Raw genomic sequence first — 342 nt, forward strand, 5'->3', positions numbered from 1 at the left:
TTGCATCGGTAAGTTCTTCCGGACAGCCATTCAGGTCGGTGTGGAAGTAGCGGATATGTTGTTCTTGGTTGCCGTCTGTGTCTATACGTGCCAGTGGTTCATAGCTGTTCTGGTCGGTATAGATATACAGGCTGGTGGGGTGATTCGAGCCGGTTTCCTGAATCATTCTTAAGCCGTCCCACAGGAAGCGGGTACGGTTGCATGGTTTGCCGTCACGGTCTAGCCGGTGTTTTTCAATCCGCCGGCCAAGTGCATCGTAGACGTAACCGTAGCGTTCAGTATGGTTTAGCTGTTCGATACGCACTTCGGTCAGGCGGTGTTCGGCATCGTAATGGTAATACT

At 51.8% G+C, this 342-nt stretch carries 1 pseudogene; it reads right to left on the reverse strand.

What is annotated here, in order from left to right:
- A pseudogene (locus H3T84_RS11995) lies at positions 1-342 on the reverse strand (RHS domain-containing protein); the annotation flags it as partial.

The organism is Snodgrassella sp. M0110 (assembly GCF_016101465.1).
In the GTDB taxonomy this organism is placed as follows: Bacteria; Pseudomonadota; Gammaproteobacteria; order Burkholderiales; family Neisseriaceae; genus Snodgrassella; species Snodgrassella alvi.